We start from the raw sequence: 18955 nt of genomic DNA on the forward strand, positions 1-18955 counted from the left end.
CGTCCTCCTCGGCTCGCGAGGCGATCAGGAGACGGCGATCTCCATGCCCTCGGGAGCCGTGGTACCGAGGTAGGCGCCGTCCGCCTCGAGGCGGCGCTGCAGCGTCGGCACGTCGACGTTCGCGGCCGTTCCGTCGCCCGCGAGCGCGAGGTCGGCGGCCGTGCCGGCGGCCTGCCCCATGGCGAAGCACGGACCCGTGACCCGGCCCGACGACTGGCCGCCCTGGGTCATCGAGGCACAGCGACCCACGACGAACAGGTTGTCGACGAGTTGCGGCAGGAGCATCCGGTACGGCAGCTGGTTGAAGCCCCGCGAGTCCTCGGGCGCGAACCGGAACTCCACGTCGCCCACGACGTGGGCCTCGACGGGCCATCCGTTGACGCCGATGGTGTCGTCGAAGTCGGCGCATCCGAGCACGTCCTGCTCGGTGAGCTGGTAATGCCCCACGATGCGCCGCGTCTCGCGGATGCCGATGGACGGGGCGATGTCGACGATGTACGAGTCCTGGAAGCCCGGCGTGTGCTCCTTGATGAACGCGAACGCGTCCTTCACCTGGCGTCGGCCCTGGATCTCGCCGTGGGTCATCTGGAAGGCGTCGGTGCCGTCGACGGGCGAGCCGTCGTCGTTGGAGAGCTGGGTGAGGTTCGAGCGCCATTCGAGCGGGTTGCGCTGCGGCCGTACGATCGGCTTCTTTCGGGGGAATCGGTGGGTGCCGGCCGCCTCCGCCTGCTCCATGAGTCGGCGCACGGTCTTCCACGCCTCGCCGGCCTCGTCGGGGTGCACGCCGTTGATGCGGAACATGAGCGACGGGTACATGAGGCGCTCGGAGCGCTCGTAGGGCGCGCCCGACCACGCTGCGAGGTCGGCGTCACCGGTGCCGTCGATGAAGACCCGCCCGCGGATGGCGCCACGCCCCGACTTCGACTCCACGATGACGGCGTCGATCGTGGCATCGTCGGCCTTCACGACGCCCACCACGGAGGTGTGGAACAGCAGTTCTGCGCCCCCCGCGAGCACGAGCTCGTCGGCGGCGATCTTGAACGCCGAGATGTCGTACGACAGCGCCGCGATCCGGTCGTCGACCGACAGGTGCGGCAGGTTCAGGCCGTCCATCGCGGCCATGCGCTCGAGCAGCTCGTCGACGTAGCCGTGCACCGACTGGATGTCGGTGCCGTACGAACGCGCGTGCACGCCGCAGAACGTTGCGAGCCCGCCCATGGTGCCCGCGCCGCCGAGGAACCCGTACTTCTCGATGAGGAGGGTCGAGCGCCCGGCGCGGGACGCGGCGGTGGCGGCGAGCAGGCCCGCCGGCCCTCCGCCGCAGACGACGACGTCGTACTCGCCGATGACGGGGATCTCACGCGAGGGCTCGTGGACGGTTGCGGTGCTCATCGGGTCCCTTCCGGAGCGGTGACGGGATGCCGCGGGGCTGCTGCGACAGGTTCGGGATGACGGGTGTCGTCGCGTTCGCACAGGCCCGCGCAGAGCACGGCGCCGCAGCTGAGGGGCTGCACGAGCTGCTCGTACTGGTCGAGATATCCGCCGCCGCTGTCGCGGTCGGCGGGCGCCTGGTACGGCGGCCGAGCGGCGAGCTCCGCGGCGTCCACGAGCAGGTCGACCGCCCCACGCTCGAGGTCGATCTCGATGAGGTCGTCGTCGCGCACGAGGCCGAGCGGCGCGCCGGGCGCGGCGGCCTCGGGGGAGACCTCGCCCACCGTCATCCCCTGGTTGACGAGGCCGCTGAACTGGCCGTCGGTGACCAACGCGACCTTCTCCGCCAGGCCGCGCGCGTGCAGGGCGAAGATGAACGCCGAGGTCAGCCCCATTCCGGGCGCGCCCGAGACGCCGATGCCGCGGATCACGGCGACGTCGCCCTCGCGCAGGCGCCCGCTCGAGATGCCCGCGATGGCCTCCTCGCGGTTGGCGAAGATGCGGGCGGGGCCGACGAACCGACGCGGACCGGGATCGGGCACGGGACGCTTCGCGACGGCGCCGCCCGGTGCGAGCGAACCCTTGAGCACGCTGATCGCCGGGTCGGTGCCGAACGGGTCGTGGATGCCGCGGATGATGTCGCCGTCGGCCGGAGGGGCGAGTTCCGCGTTCTCGGCGACCGTCTTCCCGCTCACGGTGAGCTGGTCGCCGTCGAGCAGCGGCAGGAGCTCGCGGATGATCGTCGCCCCGCCGCCGGCGTCCTCGAACTCCTCGGTGAGGCGCGGCCCGTTGGGGCGTACGGAGCAGAGCAGCGGCGTCTCACGGCCGAGCTGCCGGAACGCCTCCCAGACGTCGACATCGAGGCCGGACTCGACGGCGATCGCCTGCAGGTGCTTGATGGTGTTCATCGAGCCGCCGATCGCGAGCATGGCGCGGGCGGCGTTGCGCACGGAGCCCTCGGTGATGATGCTGCGCGGGCGGATGTCGCGCTCGATGAGGTCGGCGAGCGCGACGGCCGAGCGGCGAACGTTGTCCCACATCGGCTCGCTCAGCGCTCGCACCGGCGCGGAGCCCGGAAGGGCCATGCCGATGGCCTCGGCGAGGATGTGCATGGAGTTCGCGGTGGCGAGCCCGGCGCACACGCCCGGACCGAGGATGGCGTCTTCGGCGAGCTCCTCCAGTTCGTCGGTCGGCTCGCCCGTGACGGCGGCCTTCGAGGCGCGCAGGAAGATCTCTTCGATGTCGGCCTCGCGACCCTCGGCGAGGCCGGAGTGCTGGTAGCCGCACGGCACGATGACGGTGGGGATGTTCAGTCGGCCGGCCGCCATGAGGTGCCCCGGAGTGGTCTTGTCGCACGAACTCAGGCAGATCATGCCGTCGAGCTTGGCGCCCTCGACGGCCGCCTCGATGTCGTCGACGATGAGGTCGCGGCTGGGCAGGATATAGCGACCGGCGCGCCCGGCGCTCGTGATGAAGTCGGACGGCGCCGTGGTGCGGATCTCGAACGGCAGGAGTCCGGCCGCACGCAGCTCGTCCTTGAGCCTGGCTGCGATCTCGTCGAGGTGCGAGTAGCAGGTCGCGAGCTCGGAGGACGTGTTGACGATGGCCACCTTGGGCTTCGTCCAGTCCGCTTTGGGGATGCCCATGGCCGTGTAGTACGCCCGTCGTGCGATCGCCAGGGCGGAGGTGGGGGGAAGGTTGCTGCGCAGTTCGGGCATCGTCGTCCTCGTCTTCATCGGCCGCGGGCGCCCGTCATCACGGTGCGTCGTCGCGACCCCTTCAGTGTACGCATTGCGGGCGATATGTCGCAATGCGTAGTCTTGGGTATCTGCGGGAGCGGCGCCGCCCACACGGGTGCGGAGGCTTGCCACCCGGTTCGAGGAGGTCGCAGGTGGTGTACACGCGCCGCGTCGCCGGCACGGGCGCCGCGCCCGAGCTGAACAGCGCCCTGCTGGTCGTGCTGTGCGCCATCATGATCCTCAATCCCATCGTCGCCAACATGTACCTGCCGGCGCTCGGCATCATGGCCGACGACCTCGGCACCACGATCGCCGGTATCCAGGTGGCCCTCACGGCCTTCCTCGCCGGGGTCGCGGTGGGTCAGCTCATCGTCGGCGCCCTCTCGGATGCACTCGGTCGCCGCAGGATCATCGTGATCGGCTTCACGGTGCTCACCGCGGCCGGCGTGCTCGTGGCAGCGGCACCGAACCTCGAACTGCTCGTCGTCGGCCGGGTGTTCCAGGGGCTCGGCGCTTCGGCCGGAGTGGTCGTGATCCGAGCCATCATCGCCGATGTCGGCGTCGGTCCGCAGGTCACACGCGCGTACAGCCTGCTGACGGGCACGCTCGCCATCGGACCGCTCGTCGCCTCGTTCCTCGGCACCGTACTCCTCCAGGTCGGCGGTTGGAGGCTCATCCTCGTCGGCATCACCGTGATCTGCGCGCTCTTCCTGGTGCTCGCAATCTGGCGGGTGCCCGAGACGCTCGTCCCCGAACGGCGCGCCTCGCTGCGGCCGGGCAGGATGGTGGCGACGTACGGGCGCCTTCTGAAAGACCCCGCCTATCTCGGCAACGCCCTGACCATGGCGTTCGCCCTGGGCGGGATCATGGCGCACGTGAGTGCGTCGTCGTTCGTCGCGCAGGACGTCCTCGGCGCCGACGTCTGGGGCTTCTGGGCCATGTTCACGGTCTACGCCCTGTCGGTGCTCGTCGGCGGAATGGCGAACGCGCCGCTCTCGGCGCGATTCGGCCCCGCCAGGATGCAGGCCATCGAACTCGTGATCGCGATCGTGAGCTCCGCGGTGCTCACGGTGCTGAGTGCCGTCGGATGGCTCTCGATCCCGTCGTACCTCGTGCTCATCGCGCTCTCCTGCGGCAGCGCGACGGGCATCATGGCCAACGCGACCACCCTCACCCTCGTGCGGGCAGCGTTCGCGGCCGGCTCGGGGGCCGCCCTCATGGGCAGCATCCAGTTCGCCACCGGTGCGGTGGCCTCGCCGATCGGCGGGCTCTGGGGGCCGTACACGGCGGTGCCCATGGCGGCGACCATGCTCGTCTGCTTCGCGCTGAGTCTCGTCGCGCGCATCTTCGCCCGGTACTGGGAGCGTCGCCTGTCGGCGGCTCCGCGCTGAGCCCGGACGCCGACCCCTGGTGTCAGCCCAGCCGCGTCACACGCGGGCCGGCGATTCGGCGCCCTCGCGGATGCTCGGGGTCCGCAGCATCATCCACGACGGATAGCGGACGATCTTCGCGTCGATGACCAGCGGACGGTCGCGCGGGCCGTCCAGCCACGACGCCACCGGTGCGAGGTCGTCGAGACTCCGTATGGTGGCGGCGTCGCATCCGTACCCACGCGCGATGGCGGCGACATCCGTCTCCGGGAATCGCACCGTGTCGAGCTGGGCGGTGTCGCGTTGGAAGAGGTTCACCTCGGCGCCGTACGCCTCGTCGTTGAAGACGATCACGACCATGCCGAGTCCGAGCCGGATCGCCGTGTCGAGCTCGACGAGCGACATCAGGAACGCGCCGTCGCCCGTGCCGACCACCGGGAGCCGGTTCGGCTGTGCGACGCCCGCCCCGATGCCCGCCGCGAGGCCCATGCCGATCGCCTGGAACGACAGCGGGATGCAGTACCCCCGCTCGTCGGGCACCCGCAGGTGCGCTCCCGCGTAGCAGTTCACGTTGCCGCCGTCTGGCACCACGACGCGCTCCACCGGCAGCAGGGCGTCGAGCGCATTCACGAGCACCTGCGCGTCGATGCGGCCGGGCTCCTCGCGCGGCTCGAACGGCTGGTCGACCCAGTACCGTACCGCCTGCACCCGTTCGTGCATCTCGGGGCTGCGGTAGCCCGTCTGCGCGCCGCGGGCCTCGAGTGCGTCGGCCACGGCCGCGGCCGTGAGCGCCACATCTCCGAGCACGGCAAGATCGACCGACCGATGCAGTCCGATCGCCTCCTCACGGTCGTCGACCTGCGCGACCGTCGCACGCTCGAGGAGGGCGCCGTTGCGCGTCGTCCAGGTGTTGAACGCGACGCCGAAGCCGACGATGACGTCGGCGTCGGCGATGAGCCGCGCCGCACCCTCGGTCGCGAAGCCACCCATGATGTCGAGCGCCCACTCGTCGCCGACGAAGAGCCCTCGGGCGGCGGCCGACGTCGTGAGCAGCGCGCCACTGGCCGCCCCGAGCCGACGCAGCTGCGACTTCGCCCCCCAGGCGCCGCGACCGCCGACGATGACGGGCCGTTCGGCCCCAGCGAGGAGCTCGACGAGTCGCGCGATCGATTCGGGGTCGGCCGTCCGCGGCATCCGCTCTCCCGCGGATGGAACGGATGCGTCATCCCACTCGACGAACTCGTCCTGGAGATCGACCGGCATCGACAGGACCACGGTTCGGCGCTCGTGCTGGGCCGTCCGGAACGCGTCGGCGGTGTCGGCGATCGCGGTCTCCGCCGAGCGGATGCGAGCGGGCGTCGCGCCGATCGCACGCACTGCGGCGTCCTGGTCGATGTGGAAGTTGGAGGTGGTATCGCCCGCGGCGGTGTCGCCGGTCAGCACCAGGATCGGCGTGTGGCACTTCGCGGCCTCGGTGATGCCGGTCAGCGCGTTCGTGAGTCCGCAGCCCTGGTGCACCGAGACGATCGACACGCGGCCCGTCGCGCGGCTGTACGCGTCCGCCATGGTGGCGGCTCCCATCTCGTGCCGTGTGGCGGTGAACGGCACGCCTGCCGCGATCGCCGCGTTCGTGGCGTGGAAGTTGCCGCTGCCGACGACCCCGAAGATGTGTGCGGCGTCGAGTGCGGCGATCGTGCGTCCGATCGCGTCGGCGACCGTGATGCGTCGTGCCATTCGTGCAGACCTCCTCGTCTGTCGCCGGCGGGCCCGAGGGCGGGCAGCGCGGCGATGCGCACGCTACCCGCGTGAGGCATCCGGCGGAAGGAGCTGTTCAGCCAGTGGAAGAGGTCGGCCCGGTTCGCGGGTCCGACGCCGGAAGCGGGTCGCTGCGGCACCCTCGTCAAGGGGGCGCGGCAGGTTCCGGGCGCGGCTAGTGTTGGGCGCAATGACCCGGCGCCCGGATGCCGGGCTCTCGAGCTTCGGAGGCGTGGTGGGCAAACTCAACTACGATTCGACGTTGACGGTGGACTTCGACGACCGTGTCCTCGCGCACCTGCAACTCGTGATCGGCGCCAAGCTCCGACGCGGCGAGTCCTTCTACTTCAGTTGGCGCGACGACCCGGCCGTCGGCGACGGGCGGTCGACGCTCTGGATACATCCGACGATCCCGCTGTACTTCAAGTACGCGGGCGGACGCCAGCCCTCCATCAATCGCGCATGGATCGACCTGCTCATGACCTCGGCGAACTCGCCGAGCGGGCTGCACCTCATGCCCGAGCCCGAAGACACCGCCACGAACGGGGAGCGGGAGCCATGAAGCGCATCGCCATCATCTACGGCGGCCGGGAGTTCTCGATCGGCCAGCAGGACTTCGACCGCATGAAGTCGGACGTCGAGGCGGCGCATCGCGACGGTCGCTCCGTCTGGGTGCGCGTCAACTACGGGGAGGGCCGGCCGCAACCGGCCGACATCCTGGTCGGTCCGGGTATCCCGATCGCGCTCCTGCCCATTCCCGACGACCCGCCCACGGCGGCCGACGAGGCCGACGACGCCGTGAGTCACGGTGCAGACGCCCCCGACGCCGAAGTCCACTCCGCCCTCGAGCCCGACTTCCCGTCCGGGAGCAACCGCGAGTGAGCGGCCCCGGGTGAGCCTCGCCGGCTAGACCTCGTCGGTCCAGTCGAAGTCGGCCTGGCGTTCGGCGTCGGGTACGCCTCGGTTCGTGATGGGATGCATCGGGGCCAGCTCCGCCGTGAGCTGCTGCAGGCGCTTGACGAGCTCTTGGTCGCGGATCTCGTCGGCGGCGGCCCCGCCGACGCGTTCGGTCACGAGCTGGCTCGCGGGACCGATCAGGAAGTTCACGACCCCCCTGCGGCCGTCCTCCGGGTGCCGAACGGGGATCTCGACGGAGTTCGTGCTGCCACGACGGCCGAGGGCGGCGGCGTACGCCACGAGTGCGTCCGCGATCTCCGTGCCCGTGAGGAACTGATCGCCGGCGTAGTAGATGCGGTCCATCCTCACAGGTAATCGTGGGATGCGATTCGGATCAATCCCTTGACTCGGCGCCGACGAGGAGTCGGTTGTCACCGGATGTCGCATCAGCACGCCGGGCGGCGACCCGACGCTAGGCTTCCGGACATGACGGATCGACTGCGCTGGGGCATCCTGGCCACGGGAGGCATCGCCCGACTCTTCGCGAACGACCTCAAGCTCAACGGCTTCACGGTGCAGGCGGTGGGCTCGCGGTCGCGAGACGGGGCCGAGGCGTTCGCCCGGAAGTTCGACATCCCGACCGCGCACGACAGCTACGAGGCGCTCGTCGCCGACCCCGAGGTCGACGTGATCTACGTCTCGACCCCGCATCCCCTGCACGCGGCGAACGCCCGCCTCGCGCTCGAGGCGGGCAAGCACGTGCTGGTCGAGAAGCCGTTCACGGTCAACGCACGCGAAGCGCAGGAACTGGCCGACCTCGCCGCGGAACGCGGGGTCCTCCTCCTCGAGGCCATGTGGACGCGGTACCTGCCGCACATGGTCCGCATCCGCGAGATCATCGCCGACGGTACGCTCGGCGAGCTCCGCTCCCTCATCGCGGACCACACCCAACTGCTTCCCGACGACCCCGAGCACCGGATCAACGCGCTCGAACTCGGCGGCGGGGCGCTCCTCGACCTCGGCATCTACCCGATCTCGTTCGCGTGGGACCTGTTCGGCGCCCCGCTCACCATCCAGACGACCGCCACGTTCAAGTCGACCGGCGCCGACGCCCAGATCGCGACGATCTTCGGCTACGACGGCGACCGCATCGCCACGACGCTCTCGGCGAGCCACACCCTCGGCCCCAACACCGCGTCGGTGCTCGGCACCGACGGCCGCATCGAGATCGACGCGGTCTGGTACACGCCGACAACGTTCCGGGTGGTCGCGCCCGACGGCTCGGTGCTCGAGGAGTTCCGCTCGGAGGTGACCGGCCGCGGCATGCACTTCCAGGCCGAGGCCGTGGAGCGGCTCGTCGGCGAGGGCAACCTCACGGGTGACGTGCTGCCGATCGACGAGACCGTCGCGATCATGGGCACGCTCGACGCGATCCGCGAGGAGATCGGGCTCCGCTACCCGGGCGAGTGATTCAGTCGGCGGATGCCGCGGCGCGCGTCGCCGGCCGGAATCGCAGCCAGGTGCGCAGGAGCTCGACGAGCAGCATCCGCTCGCCCGGCTCCAGTCCCTGCACCCACTCGTGCTCCCGCCGGTTGGTGGCCGACCTGGTCGCGAAGAGTACGCGGTAGGCGGCGAAGCTCACGCCCGCCTGCGTGGCCGCGCGATGCTGGGGCATCCTCAGGAACCGCTCCAGCACGCCGCGTACAATTCCCGGGTGATCGATGAGACGGATGCCGCGGGCTCGCCCACGACGCCCGGCGACCCCGAGCAGGGGGCGAATGCGCCCGCGAAGGGCGGGTTCGGAGCATCCGTGGCCGCCTTCGCACGGAAGCACCGCGTCGCGGTCGCGGCCACCGGCGGCGCCCTAGCCGTCGCCCTGCTCGGCACCGGCGCGCTCGCTGCCGGAGCAGCGGTGAACGCTCCCGCCGAGGCGCGCGTCGCGGCCACCTCGACGCAGACCCCGACTCCGACCGCTGAGCCGGCGAGGCCCGCACCGGCCGCCGCCGTGGCACCGAGCCGCATCCGCACCTGCTCGGTCGCCGACCGCGCGGCCGACGGGCGCCTCGCGAACCTGCAGGCGCAGGTCATGAACGCCGCCACGGGCGAGGTGCTCTACGACCGCGGTGGCACCACTCCGTCGCGCACCGCCAGTGTCATGAAGGTCCTCACGTCGGCGGCCGCGCTCCAGGTGCTCGGACCCGAGTACCGCGCGGCCACAACCGTCGTGAAGGGCTCTGAACCAGGCTCGGTCGTGCTCGTGGGCGGCGGCGACGTCACCCTGAGCCGCACTCCGAGCGGCACCGAGACGGTGTACCCGGGTGCCGCGCACCTCGACGAGCTCGCGGCACAGGTGCGCGAGGCGTGGGAGGCCGATCCGGCGAACCCGCCGCTCACGAAGCTCGTACTCGACGCGAGCTTCTTCGGCGGCGACGAGTGGCAGCCGAGCTGGGACCTCGTCGAGCGCGAGTTCGGCTACATGTCGAACATCACCGCGCTGCAGGTCGACGGCGATCGCGACGATCCCGGCGATGAGACGTCGTGGCGCAGTGCCGACCCGATCGGTCGGGCGGGCGACGCGTTCGCCGGCGAACTCGGCGGCATCTCGGTGATCGAACGGGGCACGGCGCCCGAAGGTGCGGCGCAGCTCGGCCAGGTGTTCTCGCCGACGGCCGCCCAACTCGTCGACAAGGCGCTCGTCGTCTCCGACAACTCCGTCGCCGAGATGCTCGCGCGCCTGGTCGCGATCGAGACCGGCGCAGGCAACACGTTCGGCGCGATCAACCAGGGCGTGCTGCAGGGCCTCGCGGCGTACGGCCTCGACACGACCGGGATCAACGTCGTCGACGGGTCGGGCCTGAGCGATGACAACGCCGTGCCGCCGTCGTACCTCACCCGCCTGTTCGTGAAGATCAACGCACGCGAGAGCCACCTCGGCGTCATCATGGACGGCCTGCCGGTGTCCGGACAGCGAGGGTCGCTCTCGTACAGCGATCGCTTCGCCGGCGACAACGCGGTCGCCGACGGGGCGGTCTCGGCGAAGACCGGCTGGATCGAGACGGGCTACACGCTCTCGGGCGTCATCCGCTCGCAGGACGGCGCCACGCTCACCTTCGCGATCTACGCCCTCGGCGACGTCTCCGACGACGCCAAGCAGGCCATCGACACGCTCACCACCGGGTTCTTCCTCTGCGGCGACAACCTCTCCAACCAGTGACCGCGTTCGCGCGGGCTGGAAGAATGGGAGCACGACGGCACGCGACCGCGTGACCGACGAAGGAACGACGAGCGAAGGAGCACACCATGACCCGGGCGCTGTTCATCATCGACGTGCAGAACGACTTCACCGAGGGAGGTGCGCTCGGCGTCGACGGGGGAGCGGCCGTGGCCGCCGGGGTGACCGAGTACCTCGGTGGGCACCGTGACGACTACAGCGTGGTGGTGGCATCCCGCGACTGGCATTCGGGCGAGAACGACAACGGCGGTCACTTCGCGGTGGGCGACGCGGAGCCCGACTTCGTGAACTCCTGGCCGCCGCATTGCGTCGAGGGCACCGAGGGTGCCGAGTACCATCCTGCGCTCGACACGAGCCTCGTCGACGTGCACGTGCGCAAGGGGCAGGGCGTGCCCGCCTATTCGATCTTCGAGGGCACGGATGACTCGGGGTCCACGGTGAGCGAACTGCTCACCTCACGCGGCATCACCGACGTCGACGTCGTCGGCATCGCGACCGACTACTGCGTGCGGGCGAGTGTGCTCGACGCGCTCGAGCACGGGCAGCACGTGCGCGTGTTCACCGACCTCATCGCCGGTGTCGCGCCCGAGTCGTCCGAGACGGCGCTCGCCGAGGTCGGGCACGCCGGCGCGATCATCACCGAGTCCGGCGCCCGCACGGAGCACGAGGCGTGATCGGGGCCGCGGCTTCGTCGGCCCCAACGCTCCACGCGGAGTCGTCAGACGGCGTGCTCATCGCCTACCGGGTCCACGATGACGGCGACTCGGATGCCTCGCTGCCGCCCGTGCTGCTCGTGCATGGATTCGCCTCGAACTCAGGCAACACCTGGGAGGGCACGGGCTGGGTGCGAGCACTGCTGGAAGCGCATCGCACGGTCATCACGGTCGATCTCCGCGGCCATGGCGAGAGCGACAAGCCGACCGACGCCGACGCGTACACGCCGGAGCGACAGGGCGCAGACCTCGTCGCGGTGCTCGACTCGGCGGGTGCGGCACGCGCCGACCTGATCGGCTACTCCATGGGCAACCGCGTCATCTCGGGCCTGACCGAACTGGCGCCCGAGCGCGTCCGGCGCGTCGTGATCGGCGGCGCGGGGCCGCGGGAGTGGTTCGCCACGTGGGATCTCGAGGAGGCCCGCGGGGTGCTGCTCCGCGACGAGCCGTCGAGCAACCCGCATCTCGAGCAGGTGCTGCGTCCGGCGATCGCCGCCGGCGTCGACCGCGAGGCCATGCTCGCCTGCGTCGAGGGTGTGCGGGGCGCACCGCTGTCGATTCCGGGAAGCATCCCCACGCTCTTCGTCGTCGGCGAACAGGACCCCGTGCCCGTGGGCGTGCAGGAGCTCGCGCTCGAGTGGGACAGCGACCTCGTCACGATCCCCGGTCGCGATCACGTGTCGACGCTCACGTCGCGCGCGTTCAAGCAGGCGGCAATCGACTTCCTGGCCGTCGACACGTCGGTGCCCGACGAGGACTGAGGCAGCGACCGCGCAGACTAGGCGGCGATCGCGCGGGCGCGCACGGCCGTCGGCGGCTCGCCGAACTCGGCGCGGAACGCACGGCTGAAGTGCGCGGCATCCGTGAATCCCCACCGCATGGCGACCTGACCCACGGGGCGGTGCGCCGACAGCTGGTCGCTGAGCTCCCGGCGGCAACGGTCGAGGCGCCGGGCGCGGATCCAGCTCGAGACCGTGAGCCCCTCCTCGTGGAAGATGGCGTGCAGGTGCCGGGTCGAGATGAAGTGCGCGGCGGCGATGTTCGACGGGCTGAGCTCGGGCGACGGGAGGTGGTCGTCGATGTAGGCCTGCACGCGTCGGAGCATCGGGCGGTGCGGCTTGTCGGCGTCGCGCGTGACGTCGAGCTCCTGGGCGTACAGGGTGGTCACGAGGTCGACGGCGTTGCGGGCGAGCCGGCCGCCGACCGGGCCCTCGAGCTGGCCGAGCTCTTCGGCGAGGTCGCCCAGGAAGCGCGCGACGACGCGGCCGAGGCCGTGCATGCCGGGCACGGTGGTGGCGGTCATGCCGCAGAGCGCGTCGGTGGGCAGCTCGACGAGCCGGTGCGGCACCATCAGCACGACGGTGCTGAAGCGCTCCTCGAAGACGAGCGAATAGGGCGAGTTCGTGTCGTAGATGGTGAGGTCGCCGGGGCGGAGCACCGCCTCGCGGTTGCCCTGGATGAGCAGCCCGGTGCCCGACAGCTGCAGCCCGAGCTTGAAGCATCGATTCTCCTTTCGGGCGACGAGCTCGGGGGTGCGCTGGATCTCGTGCGCGTCGGCGGTGACGACCGAGAGGTGCACGTCGTCGGTGCCCGCCGCCCGGATGTCGCCGCGGAACGGCTCGGGACGGTCGGACTGCACGCGCAGCGGCACGAACGACTGCGACACGAGCGTGCTGAACTGCGCGAAGTCGAGCGGAAGCGCGGCGGTGTCGATGTCGGGGGCGGACCTTCGGAGGACCTGGGGCACGGGGATACCTCGTCTCTCACGGGCACGACAGCACCGTTGCCGTCGCGCGTGAGGGAAACTCTACGCTTGTTGTGAGAAGAATGACAGTCGAGTCCTGCAGTCGCGGTCAACTGACGTACGCTCTGGGTCAATCCGCGGAGCGGCCGTTCGACGAACATGGGCCGAATCGGGCGACGCCGCTGTGGCTCGCCCCGTCGAGACAAAGGGACCCCCTGCCATGACCTCAGCGCCGACGACGTCGCCCGCAACCGGTGAGCTCAGCCACCGCCGATTGGGCGTGCCATCCGTCACCCTCATGATCATCGCGGCATCCGCACCGCTCACCGTCGTCGCCGGCGGTGTCACCACCACCTTCGCCGTGACCGGAGTCATCGGCGTACCGGTCGGATTCATCGTGCTCGCCGCCGCACTCGCCGTGTTCGCGGTGGGCTACGCGGCGATGAGCCGTTACGTCACCAACGCCGGCGCCTTCTACGCCTACATCGCGCAGGGCATCGGCCGACCGTTCGGCGTCGGCGCCTCGCTCGTCGCCCTGGTCGCGTACAACGCCATGCAGGTCGGCATCTACGGGCTCTTCGGCTTCCAGTTGTCGATGTTCCTCGAGGCGAAGTTCGGACTCGTGACCCCGTGGTGGGTGTGGATCCTCGCCTGCATCGTGCTCGTCGGCGTCCTCGGCGTGAACCGCGTCGACCTCTCGGCGAAGGTGCTCGGCACCCTCGTGGCCCTCGAGTTCCTCGCGGTCATCGTGTTCGACATCGTCTCGTTCATCGCGGCGCCCGAGGGCGTGAGCACGGCGGGCGTCGATCCCGCCAACTTCTTCGTGCCGGGAATCGGCGCGGTGCTGTCCTTCGGGATCGCGGCGTTCATGGGCTTCGAGTCCGCCGCCATCTACGGCGAGGAGTCCAAGGACCCGAAGCGCACGGTCGCCCGGGCCACCTTCGCGGCCGTCGCCATCATCGGCGTCTTCTACGCCTTCAGCGCATGGGCGTTCACCGTCGGCGTCGGACCCTCGCAGATCGTCGAGGCGTCGCAGGCCTACGGCCCCGACCTCATGTTCGTATTCATGAACGAGCACGCACCCGTGATCGTCAGCGACCTCATGCAGGTGCTGTTCCTCACGAGCCTCTTCGCCGCGCTGCAGTCGTTCCACAACGCGGTGGCGCGCTACCTCTTCTCGCTCGGTCGCGAGGGCGTGCTGCACCGCAGATTGGGGTCGGTGCGTACCGTCTCGCGGGCGCCGTGGGCCGGTTCGGTGACGCAGAGCGTCATCGCGGTCGTCGTCACCATCGGCTTCGTCATCGCGGGCGAGGTGATGGGCCTCAAGAACGACTTCGCCCCGGTCGAGTTCCTCTATCCGGTGCTGACCATGTTCACGTGGCTCACGAACACGGGCGCGATGGGCCTCGTGCTGCTCATGTGCATCATCGCCATCGCGGTCATCGGGTTCTTCCGCCGCGACCGTCGGGGCCTCGGGGCCTGGCCGACGCTCATCGCGCCGGGCATCTCGGCCGTCGTGCTGTTCACGGTCTTCGTGCTCATCGTGCTGAACTTCAACGTGCTCCTCGGACAGGCTGAGACCACCGCCGTGACCTTCGTGCTTCCGGCCCTGCTCATCGTGCCCGGCATCCTCGGCGTGATCTGGGGATTCGCGATCCGCAAGCGCAACCCCGAGCTGTACGAGCGCATCGGCCACGGCATCGAGGAGGCCGAGGCGGCCGTCGTCGAGGTCGAGCCGCAGCGCCGCGGGATCTGATCGGCCGGCCCCGTTCGTTCAGCCGAGCGCCGGCAACAGCGCCGGCAATGCCATGGCGGCGAGCATGACGGTCGTGCTCGCCGCCTCGGCGGCGTGGAGCCGGTTGCCGTGTCCCCGGCGCAGGTGGCTGATGGCGAGCCATCCGCCGAACACCGTCATCGCGACGACCGCAGCGCCGAACGCGAGACCGTCGGCGGTGCCATGGTGGGCGGATGCCGCTGCGCCGGGCACGGCGGATCCGGCGAACGCCCACGCGCCCACGATGAAGGCCAGCGCGCGGTGCAGCTCGCGCGACGCGCGGTGGTCGCGGATGCCGCGGCCGGCGTCCCCGCGGAGCACGCGCAGTCGGGCGCCGAGCGCGAGGCCGGTCACGAGCAGCAGCATCGCCCACACGAGGGAGGGGAGGAATCCGATGAACCCCATGTCGAGCATGGCCGCGAGCATGACGGCCGCGGCGGCGAGGTCGAGTGCCTGGCGGCCGCGGAGACCCGCCATCGTGCACGCGGTTCCGGCGAGCGCGCCGACGAGCATCGTGCCGTGTGCGAGTTCGCCCATGTCCAGACTTCCGTGTCGTGAGATCGCGGGCTATATTACTCAACAACTGTAGAGAAAAACGAGGAGCTCAGCATGACGACGTTGTCTGCCCAGGACGAGACGCACGCGCACGGCCACGATGCCGCGGCCGCGGCATCCGCTTCACCGACCGTGAGCGCCGACCCACTGCGAGGCCTCACGGCCGACGAGATCACCGCCGCACGCGAGATCCTCGCGGCGGCCGGCCATGTGACCGAGACCACCCGCTTCGTCTACGTGGGGGTCGACGAGCCGGCCAAGGCCGACGTGCTGGCAGGCGTGGAACTGCCGCGCGCGGTGCGGGCGATCCTCCTCGACCAGGGCACGGGCGTCTCGCGCGACGTGCGCGTCTCGCTGACCTCACGTGAGGTCGTGCGCGCCGACGCCATCGACGGCGCCAACGGGCAGGCGCCCATCCTCGACCTCGAGTTCGAGGCGATCTACGACATGCTCGGCCGTGAGGAAGAGTGGCACGCGGCGCTCGCGAAGCGCGGCATCACCCACGACCAGGTCGCGCTCGCGCCGCTCTCGGCGGGCAACTACGGCTTCGAGGAGGAACGCGGCCGCCGCGTCATCCGGGTGCTCGCCTTCATGCAGCAGTTCGCGCAGGACCACTGCTGGGCGCACCCCGTCGACGGCCTCTGCGCGTACGTCGACATGATCGAAGGACGCATGTTCAAGCTCGTCGACGAGCAGGTCTTCGACATCCCGGCCGAGGGCGGCAACTTCAACGACCCAGAGGTGCAGGGCGCACCCCTCGACACGCTGAAGCCGATCACCATCACGCAGCCCGAGGGCCCGAGCTTCACGGTCGAGGGCGACGAGGTGTCATGGGCGAACTGGCGGTTCTCGATCGCGTTCGACGCCCGCGAGGGACTCGTGCTGCGACGCCTCCGCTACGTCGACGCCGACCAGGGCGGTGCCGAGCGCGACATCATCTACCGGGCCTCGATCGCCGAGATGGTCGTACCCTACGGCGACCCCTCGCCCGCCCGCTTCTGGCAGAACTACTTCGACACGGGCGAGTACGTCTACGGGCGCTACGCCAATTCGCTCGTGCTCGGCTGCGACTGCCTCGGCGAGATCCGATACTTCGACGCGACCCTCGCCGACGAGCTCGGCAACCCGCGCGTCATCCCGAACGCGATCTGCATGCACGAGGAGGACTACGGCACCCTCTGGAAGCACACCGACATCTACACGGGCTCGAACGAGGTGCGACGCCAGCGGCGCCTCGTGATCAGCTTCTTCACGACCGTCGGCAACTACGACTACGGCTTCTACTGGTACCTCTACCTCGACGGCACCATCGAGTGCGAGGCGAAGCTCACTGGCGTGCTGTTCACCTCGGCCTACAACCCCGAGGCCGGCGACTACGCCAGCGAGGTCGCGCCCGGCCTCGGTGCCCCCTATCACCAGCACCTCTTCAGCGCCCGCCTCGACATGATGGTCGACGGCGTCGCCAACGCGGTCGACGAGGTCGACGCGGTGCGCCTGCCGATGGGCGAGGGCAACGAGTACGGCAACGCGTTCACGAAGCAGCGCACGCGGCTCCGCACCGAGTCCGAGGGCGCCCGCGACGCCGACCTCAACGTCGGTCGCGCGTGGCACATCGTGAACACCGAGAAGCAGAACCGCCTCGGCCAGCCCGTGGCGTACGAGCTCCTCGCGCAGGGCACGCCGACCCTCATGGCCGACCCCGAGTCGGTGATCGCGAAGCGCGCGGGCTTCACGCGCAAGCACCTCTGGGTGACCCGCTACGACCAGGCCGAGCGGTACCCGGCCGGCGACCTCGTGAACCAGAACCCCGGCGGCGACGGGCTGCCCCGCTACACCGAGGCCGACCGCTCGATCGACGGCGAGGACATCGTGCTCTGGCACACGTTCGGGCCTACCCACTTCCCCCGCGTCGAGGACTGGCCCGTGATGCCCGTCGACTATGCGAAGTTCACGCTGAAGCCGTACGGCTTCTTCGGGCGCAACCCCACCCTCAACGTGCCATCGTCGGAGTCGCTCGGCATGGCCTGCCACACGGATGCCTCACGCCGCGACGGCGGGTGCCACTGCGCGCCCGGCGCCTGCACGTGCTCGGGCCACGGGCACTGACACTGAGCCTCAGCTCGTGCAGGAGAATGGGCGCCATCCTCGCTCTCAGGGCGGGATGGCGCCCATTCCCCTGCACTACCGGATGTCTCAGGCGCGGCACCCGCCCTCGTACGTGTTCAGCGCAGCAGGGCGAAGTAGTCGTCGAGCATCGCCGTGAGTCGCTTCGGCGACGCGCCCTCGGGGGAGAGCACCGCGACGACCTGGACGCCGTTGAGCATGGCCATGAGCTGGTCGGCGGCTCGCGCGACGTCGACGTCCCCGCGGATCTCGCCGAGCCGCTTCGCGTCGTCGAGGTGCGCGGTGAACTCGGTGTGCCAGCTCAGCATCGTGCGCTCGTGGAGGGTTCTCAGCTCGGGCTCGTTCGCGGCATATTCCCAGAACGGAATGACGATGCGAGCCTCGAGCACGCGCTCCTCGTCGAGCGGGAAGATCTGCAGCATGAGCTCACGGAGGGCAGGAAGCCCTTCAAGGTCGGCCCGCACGGCGGCGAAGCGCTCGTTCGTCGCGGTGAAGACGTGCTCGAACGTCGCCCCGATGAGCTCTTCCTTATTGCGGAAGTACGGGAACAGGCCGCCGTTCGCGACCCCCGACGCCTTGGCGATCTCGCGCATCGTGGTCGCACGGAACCCCTTGGCGGCGATCAGTCGCCAGGTCGCGTGCACGATCGAGAGGCGACGCTCGTCGTGATCGACGATCTTCGGCATGGTCTCCTCAAGCGGTCGGGGCGGTGTCGACCTCCACGATACGCGGGCGGGCGGGGCCGTCCTGCCCCCGCGCTTCAGAGCCCGAGGCGGCGCAAGACGCGCTTCACCCAACCGGGCAGTCGCCGCCCGTACACGCGCCGCCAGAGGTGGCCCGTCAGGCGGGTCTTCGCGATGGGGCCGAGACTGCTCCGCCTGATCTCGGCGATACCCGACTTGCGGAGCGCCAGCAACTGCGTCTCGTCGTGCGGCCACCGCTTGGAGAGGCTCCCCCTCGTGTAGTACTTCTCGCAGAGCATCTCTGGCACGCGCACGAACTCGCCGATGAGGGAGAGACCGAGGAGCCAGGTCCAGTCGGCCGAGTACTCGCCCTGTTCGTTCGGATGGATGCCGCCCACCGTCGCGAAGGCCGACGACCGGAAGAGACCGCGATTGGGCACCCACCAGTTGCCGGGTCGCCGAACCATCACGCGGCCTCGCTCGACGCTCGACCGGAGTCCCTCGAGCTCGTCGAACACGTGCAGGCGGCCCGGACCGTCGACCTCGTATACGTTCATGTCGCTGAACGCGAGCACGGCGCGCTCGTTGGTGCGGAGGGCCTCCGCCAGTCGCTCGACGTAGGTGGGTGCGACGACGTCGTCGTGGAACGCGAAGAACATCAGCTCGCCGCGGGCGCGCGCCATCAGGTCGTTCGAGTTGCGGAGCCACCCGAGATTGGATTCTCGTTCGACGATGCGCACGTTCGGGTGATGCTCGGCGAAGCGGCGCACGACATCGAGGGTGTCATCGGTGGAGCGGTCGTCGCCGATGAGGATCTCGAGGTTCGGCCAGGTCTGGGCGGCGAGGCTGTCGAGCGTGCGCTGGATGAAACGGGAGCCGTTGTAGGTCGGCACCAAAGCCGTCACGAGGGGGGGTGATTCGCCGGCTTCCATGGTCCT

At 70.1% G+C, this 18955-nt stretch carries 18 protein-coding genes; 9 read left to right on the top strand and 9 right to left on the bottom strand.

From position 1 onward, the window contains the following. Positions 1 to 24: 24 nt before the first annotated feature. Both AB0K73_RS10725 and ilvD read right to left on the bottom strand, forming a co-directional pair. Positions 25 to 1392, bottom strand: coding sequence for an FAD-dependent oxidoreductase (locus AB0K73_RS10725; RefSeq protein ID WP_360512743.1), 1368 nt, complete (start codon positions 1390 to 1392; stop codon positions 25 to 27). Then, complete coding sequence (gene ilvD / locus AB0K73_RS10730) at positions 1389 to 3149, bottom strand: dihydroxy-acid dehydratase (protein WP_360512741.1); 1761 nt, start codon at positions 3147 to 3149, stop codon at positions 1389 to 1391. The genes AB0K73_RS10725 and ilvD overlap by 4 nt, the downstream gene beginning before the upstream one ends. Positions 3150 to 3322: 173 nt before the next feature. On the opposite strand from ilvD, the gene AB0K73_RS10735 reads away from it, so the two are divergent. Further along, positions 3323 to 4561, top strand: a complete 1239-nt coding sequence (locus tag AB0K73_RS10735) for a multidrug effflux MFS transporter (RefSeq protein WP_360512739.1) — start codon at positions 3323 to 3325, stop codon at positions 4559 to 4561. Between the two features lie 36 nt (positions 4562 to 4597). Here AB0K73_RS10735 and AB0K73_RS10740 read toward each other — a convergent pair whose 3' ends face one another. Continuing rightward, the gene (locus AB0K73_RS10740; protein WP_360512736.1) at positions 4598 to 6274 is read right to left on the bottom strand and encodes a thiamine pyrophosphate-binding protein; all 1677 of its coding nucleotides are present in this window, start codon (positions 6272 to 6274) and stop codon (positions 4598 to 4600) included. Between the two features lie 256 nt (positions 6275 to 6530). On the opposite strand from AB0K73_RS10740, the gene AB0K73_RS10745 reads away from it, so the two are divergent. Further along, complete coding sequence (locus AB0K73_RS10745; RefSeq protein WP_360513018.1) at positions 6531 to 6857, top strand: ATP-dependent DNA ligase; 327 nt, start codon at positions 6531 to 6533, stop codon at positions 6855 to 6857. Next, positions 6854 to 7177: a hypothetical protein gene (locus tag AB0K73_RS10750; protein ID WP_360512734.1), complete on the top strand. Its 324-nt coding sequence runs from the start codon at positions 6854 to 6856 to the stop codon at positions 7175 to 7177. Before AB0K73_RS10745 ends, AB0K73_RS10750 begins: the two co-directional genes overlap by 4 nt. Before the next feature lie 24 nt (positions 7178 to 7201). Here the strand turns inward: AB0K73_RS10750 and AB0K73_RS10755 are convergent, their stop codons facing one another. Next, positions 7202 to 7555, bottom strand: coding sequence for a hypothetical protein (locus AB0K73_RS10755; RefSeq protein ID WP_360512732.1), 354 nt, complete (start codon positions 7553 to 7555; stop codon positions 7202 to 7204). A gap of 123 nt (positions 7556 to 7678) precedes the next feature. Here AB0K73_RS10755 and AB0K73_RS10760 point away from each other — a divergent pair, with 123 nt between their 5' ends. Further along, positions 7679 to 8662 carry a Gfo/Idh/MocA family oxidoreductase gene (locus AB0K73_RS10760; RefSeq protein ID WP_360512730.1) on the top strand — a complete coding sequence of 328 codons (984 nt, stop codon included), beginning with the start codon at positions 7679 to 7681 and terminating at the stop codon, positions 8660 to 8662. 1 nt (position 8663) lies between these two features. Here AB0K73_RS10760 and AB0K73_RS10765 read toward each other — a convergent pair whose 3' ends face one another. Next, positions 8664 to 8867 (bottom strand): hypothetical protein, encoded by a 204-nt coding sequence (locus tag AB0K73_RS10765; RefSeq protein ID WP_360512728.1) that lies wholly within the window; start codon positions 8865 to 8867, stop codon positions 8664 to 8666. Positions 8868 to 8906: 39 nt separating this feature from the next. Here AB0K73_RS10765 and AB0K73_RS10770 point away from each other — a divergent pair, with 39 nt between their 5' ends. From AB0K73_RS10770 to AB0K73_RS10780, 3 genes are all read left to right on the top strand, one after another. Next, positions 8907 to 10406 carry a D-alanyl-D-alanine carboxypeptidase gene (locus AB0K73_RS10770; protein ID WP_360512726.1) on the top strand — a complete coding sequence of 500 codons (1500 nt, stop codon included), beginning with the start codon at positions 8907 to 8909 and terminating at the stop codon, positions 10404 to 10406. An 86-nt stretch (positions 10407 to 10492) separates the two neighbouring features. Continuing rightward, positions 10493 to 11098 carry an isochorismatase family protein gene (locus tag AB0K73_RS10775; protein ID WP_360512724.1) on the top strand — a complete coding sequence of 202 codons (606 nt, stop codon included), beginning with the start codon at positions 10493 to 10495 and terminating at the stop codon, positions 11096 to 11098. Beyond that, entirely contained in the window at positions 11095 to 11898 is an 804-nt protein-coding gene (locus AB0K73_RS10780) for an alpha/beta fold hydrolase (protein ID WP_360512722.1), read from the top strand. The genes AB0K73_RS10775 and AB0K73_RS10780 overlap by 4 nt, the downstream gene beginning before the upstream one ends. 17 nt (positions 11899 to 11915) lie before the next feature. Here AB0K73_RS10780 and AB0K73_RS10785 read toward each other — a convergent pair whose 3' ends face one another. Continuing rightward, complete coding sequence (locus tag AB0K73_RS10785) at positions 11916 to 12884, bottom strand: helix-turn-helix domain-containing protein (RefSeq protein ID WP_360512720.1); 969 nt, start codon at positions 12882 to 12884, stop codon at positions 11916 to 11918. 217 nt (positions 12885 to 13101) lie between these two features. On the opposite strand from AB0K73_RS10785, the gene AB0K73_RS10790 reads away from it, so the two are divergent. Continuing rightward, positions 13102 to 14637 (top strand): APC family permease, encoded by a 1536-nt coding sequence (locus tag AB0K73_RS10790; RefSeq protein WP_360512718.1) that lies wholly within the window; start codon positions 13102 to 13104, stop codon positions 14635 to 14637. A gap of 18 nt (positions 14638 to 14655) precedes the next feature. On the opposite strand, the gene AB0K73_RS10795 is transcribed toward AB0K73_RS10790, so the two are convergent. After that, positions 14656 to 15192: a hypothetical protein gene (locus tag AB0K73_RS10795; RefSeq protein ID WP_360512716.1), complete on the bottom strand. Its 537-nt coding sequence runs from the start codon at positions 15190 to 15192 to the stop codon at positions 14656 to 14658. A 72-nt stretch (positions 15193 to 15264) separates the two neighbouring features. Here AB0K73_RS10795 and AB0K73_RS10800 point away from each other — a divergent pair, with 72 nt between their 5' ends. Then, positions 15265 to 17316, top strand: a complete 2052-nt coding sequence (locus AB0K73_RS10800) for a primary-amine oxidase (RefSeq protein ID WP_360512714.1) — start codon at positions 15265 to 15267, stop codon at positions 17314 to 17316. A 116-nt stretch (positions 17317 to 17432) separates the two neighbouring features. Here the strand turns inward: AB0K73_RS10800 and AB0K73_RS10805 are convergent, their stop codons facing one another. Beyond that, positions 17433 to 18020 carry a TetR/AcrR family transcriptional regulator gene (locus AB0K73_RS10805; protein ID WP_360512712.1) on the bottom strand — a complete coding sequence of 196 codons (588 nt, stop codon included), beginning with the start codon at positions 18018 to 18020 and terminating at the stop codon, positions 17433 to 17435. Positions 18021 to 18094: 74 nt separating this feature from the next. After that, the gene (locus AB0K73_RS10810) at positions 18095 to 18949 is read right to left on the bottom strand and encodes a glycosyltransferase (RefSeq protein ID WP_364775222.1); all 855 of its coding nucleotides are present in this window, start codon (positions 18947 to 18949) and stop codon (positions 18095 to 18097) included. Positions 18950 to 18955: the final 6 nt, after the last annotated feature.

Source organism: Agromyces sp. NPDC052230 (genome assembly GCF_040679595.1).
GTDB lineage: Bacteria > Actinomycetota > Actinomycetes > Actinomycetales > Microbacteriaceae > Agromyces.